Origin of the sequence: Proteus sp. HMSC14B05 (assembly GCF_001808035.1) — a bacterium.
Lineage (GTDB): Bacteria > Pseudomonadota > Gammaproteobacteria > Enterobacterales > Enterobacteriaceae > Proteus > Proteus mirabilis.
The window spans coordinates 1-4,597 of sequence record NZ_KV791972.1 but is presented as its reverse complement, the minus strand read 5'-3'; the positions used below and the strand labels follow the sequence as shown (position 1 = coordinate 4,597).

The following is a 4,597-nucleotide window of genomic DNA, read 5'->3' as shown; positions in this document are numbered from 1 at the left end:
TGCGGTTTTGAACGTTCAAATTTTTCTTTAGACATTTAAATTGTCCCTCTAAGACACGGAATCGGTGGTTACACCACATCAACCAAGCAGTAATTAAACTAGCGATTAGCTATGCTTGTTAAGATTTTTAATCAGGAAGGCAAGAACATTGGGGAGTGGTGCTGATAGGCAGATTCGAACTGCCGACCTCACCCTTACCAAGGGTGCGCTCTACCAACTGAGCTATATCAGCACATCTGGAGCGGGCAGCGGGAATCGAACCCGCATCATCAGCTTGGAAGGCTGAGGTAATAGCCATTATACGATGCCCGCAGAACTCGGCTACCTGACTTAAAATCAGCTTTGTATTCTACTCAAGTGTTCACGATTTGAAAACACTTAAGTAAGGAATTAATGGTGGTGGGAGAAGGATTCGAACCTTCGAAGTCTGTGACGGCAGATTTACAGTCTGCTCCCTTTGGCCGCTTGGGTATCCCACCAAATCTAAATTTTAAATGGTGCCGGCACCAAGAGTCGAACTCGGGACCTACTGATTACAAGTCAGTTGCTCTACCAACTGAGCTATGCCGGCTAAGTGGTGCGCATTCTAGGAGGACTTTCGTCATGATGCAACAAAAAAATTGCGATATTTGTTCTTTTGCTTAGATTTTGTTCATTTTTGTATGTATTGTTGATTTTTTAGGAAAAAAACGACCAAAATGACAGCAAAAAAATCAAAGAAAATCCAACGCAATATTCTCTCTACAATCCTAGATTTATCACTAAACAGTAAAATTCACCTAAAAGAATTATTTTTACGCTTTTATTCTACGCTTATTTTTATTTTTTATGACTATTTTTTGTACTTTTTTTACAAATTTATTCAGTTCGCGTCAAAAAAAGCAGAAAAAAAGTAAAAAATCTCTACGCCTCTGCCACATCACTCGTTATGATGCTGTTTATTTTTTATCGGATACGGGTGTTTAAAACAGCCTGTCCAACCTGCGAATACTAGGCAGATGTTGGCTTATGAATAACAAAGAACGCTTTACAACCCCTTATTTAGAATTTGATAGAAAGCAGTGGGCTACGTTAAGGAATTCGGTCCCCTTAACATTAACAGAAACAGAAATTGCCGACCTTAAAGGCATTAATGAAGAAATCTCAATTGATGATGTCATTGAAATTTATCTTCCATTATCAAGGTTGTTAAATTTCTATATCAGTTCAAATTTACGTCGTCAGGCTGTCTTAGAACAGTTTTTAGGCACAAATAACGCCAAAATTCCTTATATCATTGGTATAGCGGGTAGCGTAGCGGTGGGCAAAAGTACGACTGCCCGTTTACTTCAAGCTTTGCTAACTCGTTGGCCTGAACATCGGAAAGTGGATTTGATTACCACTGATGGATTTTTATTACCTAATGCGGAATTAAAAAAACGCGGAATAATGAAGAAAAAAGGGTTTCCTGAATCCTATGATATGCATAGTCTTGTCTCTTTTGTCTCTGATATTAAATCAGGCAAAAAGCAAGTGACAGCACCTGTCTATTCTCATTTAGTGTATGACATTATTCCAGACAAAAAACAGGTCATTGAGCAACCCGATATTTTGATCCTTGAAGGACTCAATGTATTACAGAGTAATCAAGACTACCCTCATGATCCACACAATGTTTTTGTATCAGATTATGTCGACTTTTCCATTTATGTTGATGCAGATGAAGCATTATTGAAACACTGGTATATCAGCCGATTTTTAAAATTCCGTGAAGGGGCATTTACCGATCCCGAATCCTATTTCAATAATTATTCCAAACTGAGTCGCGAAGAATCTATTGAGATCGCGTCTTCCATTTGGCAAGAAATTAATGGCTTAAACCTAAAGCAAAATATTTTACCAACCCGTGAAAGAGCCAGTTTGATTATGACTAAGGGTGATAACCATTCGGTTAAAAGCGTTAGGTTACGTAAATAAATCTTACCTATTTAGAGAATAGATAAATTATCAATTCTCACCCTATAAATAGGTGGATTAAATTTAAATATGCTCTCTTTGCCTATTTTAGAGAGCATATTTTAATATGAAGATTGCAGCAAAATAAACCAATTATGGTGCACTTCGTAGCGATATCTCACCACCAATATAGGGTACTATTTTATTATTTTGTTCTAAAAGTAACGCTCCTTGCTCATTAATACCTTTAGCGATACCAAAGATCTCTTTGTCACCAATAATTAATTTAACACGCCTATCAATAAAATTATCTAAACTTTTCCAACGTTCAATAAAAGCAGATAACCCCTGTTTTTCAAATTGTACAAATGCTTTTCTTAGCGCATTGGTGATTTCACAAGCCAACTGATTCCTATCTATTTTTATCCCTACCTGCTCTAAATTAATCCATTGTTGGTTTATTGCATCTTTTTGATTGTTACTCATGGCGATATTAATACCAATGCCAGTAACAATATGCGCAACATCACCTGTTTTTCCCGTTAATTCAACCAAGATCCCAGATAATTTTTTATCATTTAAGTAAAGATCGTTTGGCCATTTAACTTTGACACCATTCGCACCAAATTGCTGTAAAACTTCAGCAAGGATCACACCAACAACTAAACTTAGCCCGATTGCGGCAGCAGGTCCTTGATCCAATTTCCAATACATACTGAGATATAGATTACGGCCAAAAGGAGAGATCCATTGCCGCCCTCTGCGTCCACGCCCTGCAGATTGATATTCAGCAATACAAACATCACCGGAGGTTAATTCACTAATACGCTGTATCATATACTGGTTAGTTGAATCAATAACCGGTATCACACGAGCTGGTGCACCTTGAATGCCTCGATTGACACGTTCACTGTTTAACAGGTTCATCGGTGCATCTAGCTGATAACCCTGACCTGCCACTGTATGAATGTCGATACCCCAGCTACGCAATGTCTTGATATGCTTATTAATCCCTGCCCGTGTCATCCCCAAACTTTCGCCTAATTGTTCTCCTGAATGGAGCTCACCATCAGCAAGGATATTGATGAGTAATAGAGGAGTTGATGTCTCTTTCATGAAATAGCATCCACCGCGTTAATCTCGCCATGCCGTCCAATAAAACGCACTTCCGGCTCTAATTGGACTCCAAAACGTTCAAATACCTTTTGGCGAATATAACTTGCTAAATTAACAATATCGCGCCCACTTGCCTTGCCTTCTTTATTAATTAATACCAATGCCTGTTTTGTATGCACAGCAGCGCCACCGCTCTGATAACCTTTCAAACCACATTGATCAATAAGCCAGCCTGCAGCAAGTTTTACACCATTATGTTGTACATATTGAGGGCAAAATGGATATTTACTTTTTAAGCGTTGTGCAAGTTTTATATCAACAATAGGATTTTTAAAAAAACTACCCGCATTACCTGTAAGAGCAGGATCCGGCAATTTACTTGTCCTCATACCGCATACAGATTCGAATACTATCTGTGGTGTGACTGTTTCTGGTGATAATTTAGCTAAATCACCATAGGTCAAAATAGGTTCCCAATGTTTATTCAGCACTAAGCCAACGGCAATAATTGCATAACCTTGCTGATAGTGATGTTTAAAAATGCTGTCGCGATAGCCAAATTGGCACTCTTCATTTGTTAAACGCGTGACTTTACCAGTGCTTAACTCAACAATATCAACATAGGCGCAAACGTCTTTTAATTCTTTACCATAAGCACCAATATTTTGTATGGGAGCAGATCCAACATTACCAGGGATTAAAGCGAGATTTTCTAACCCATAAATATGCTTTTCAATTAAGCTCTTTATAAGGTTATGCCAATTTTCACCTGCCCCAACATGAATATGCCATTGTTGCTCATCTTCTGTAATTTCAATGCCAGAAATACAGTTTCTAATCACCGTACCGTTAAAATCTTCAATGAATAGAACATTACTCCCTCCGCCTAAAATAAGAATAGGCAGTTTTTGGTCTTGAGCATTTTGCCAGTACCGACAGAGTTCATCTGTATTCTTTGCCGTTTCTATATGACGAGCATTGGCTTTCAAACCAAATGTATTAAATGATTGCAATGAAATAGGTTCATTCATGAAAGTCGACCTCATTTAGCTAATAGCTTAGTTTAGCAGTCAACCTGCTGTGAGGATAGCGCGAGTGAGCTGTTGGTAGGTAATAAGAGTAAGTTAAAAAGATACCTGTAATATTCTAGGTGTGATGATCATTAAGAATAAAGAAAAACAAATGCAAAAAAGCCAACCCAGTGGGTTGGCTTTCTCGTCTAATTTAATGCTTGGCAGTTCCCTACTCTCACATGGGGAGACCCCACACTACCATCGGCGCTACGGCGTTTCACTTCTGAGTTCGGCATGGGATCAGGTGGGACCACCGCGCTATGGCCGCTAAGCAAATTCTGTATATAACTATCTGTTTATGTAGTTATCAATAATTTTTTATGGTGCTGATACCCAGATTCGAACTGGGGACCTCACCCTTACCAAGGGTGTGCTCTACCAACTGAGCCATATCAGCACTAGTGGCTTATTGTCACCGGCTGACACAGCCTAAATATTGATGCTTGGCAGTTCCCTACTCTCACATGGGGAGA

The 4,597-nt window shown here is 38.8% G+C and carries 3 protein-coding genes, 5 tRNA genes and 1 rRNA gene; 1 reads left to right on the top strand and 8 read right to left on the bottom strand.

Annotated features, from left to right (window positions below):
* Positions 1-156: 156 nt before the first annotated feature.
* The 4 genes from HMPREF3129_RS03960 to HMPREF3129_RS03945 all read right to left on the bottom strand — a co-directional run bounded on the left by HMPREF3129_RS03960 (position 157) and on the right by HMPREF3129_RS03945 (position 571).
* A tRNA-Thr gene (locus HMPREF3129_RS03960) sits at positions 157-232 on the bottom strand.
* Positions 233-237: 5 nt separating this feature from the next.
* A tRNA-Gly gene (locus tag HMPREF3129_RS03955) sits at positions 238-312 on the bottom strand.
* Between the two features lie 82 nt (positions 313-394).
* Positions 395-479: transfer RNA gene (locus HMPREF3129_RS03950), tRNA-Tyr, on the bottom strand.
* Between the two features lie 16 nt (positions 480-495).
* A tRNA-Thr gene (locus tag HMPREF3129_RS03945) sits at positions 496-571 on the bottom strand.
* A gap of 437 nt (positions 572-1,008) precedes the next feature.
* Here HMPREF3129_RS03945 and coaA point away from each other — a divergent pair.
* On the top strand, positions 1,009-1,956 hold the full coding sequence (gene coaA, locus HMPREF3129_RS03935) for a type I pantothenate kinase (protein WP_004246971.1): 948 nt from the start codon (positions 1,009-1,011) through the stop codon (positions 1,954-1,956).
* Positions 1,957-2,088: 132 nt separating this feature from the next.
* Here coaA and birA read toward each other — a convergent pair whose 3' ends face one another.
* The 4 genes from birA to HMPREF3129_RS03915 form a co-directional block, all read right to left on the bottom strand.
* Positions 2,089-3,051: a bifunctional biotin--[acetyl-CoA-carboxylase] ligase/biotin operon repressor BirA gene (birA, locus tag HMPREF3129_RS03930; protein WP_004246972.1), complete on the bottom strand. Its 963-nt coding sequence runs from the start codon at positions 3,049-3,051 to the stop codon at positions 2,089-2,091.
* Positions 3,048-4,082, bottom strand: a complete 1,035-nt coding sequence (gene murB, locus HMPREF3129_RS03925; protein ID WP_004246973.1) for a UDP-N-acetylmuramate dehydrogenase — start codon at positions 4,080-4,082, stop codon at positions 3,048-3,050. Before murB ends, birA begins: the two co-directional genes overlap by 4 nt.
* Positions 4,083-4,280: 198 nt before the next feature.
* Positions 4,281-4,396: ribosomal RNA gene (gene rrf / locus HMPREF3129_RS03920) — 5S ribosomal RNA — on the bottom strand.
* 49 nt (positions 4,397-4,445) lie between these two features.
* A tRNA-Thr gene (locus HMPREF3129_RS03915) sits at positions 4,446-4,521 on the bottom strand.
* Between the last annotated feature and the right edge of the window lie 76 nt (positions 4,522-4,597).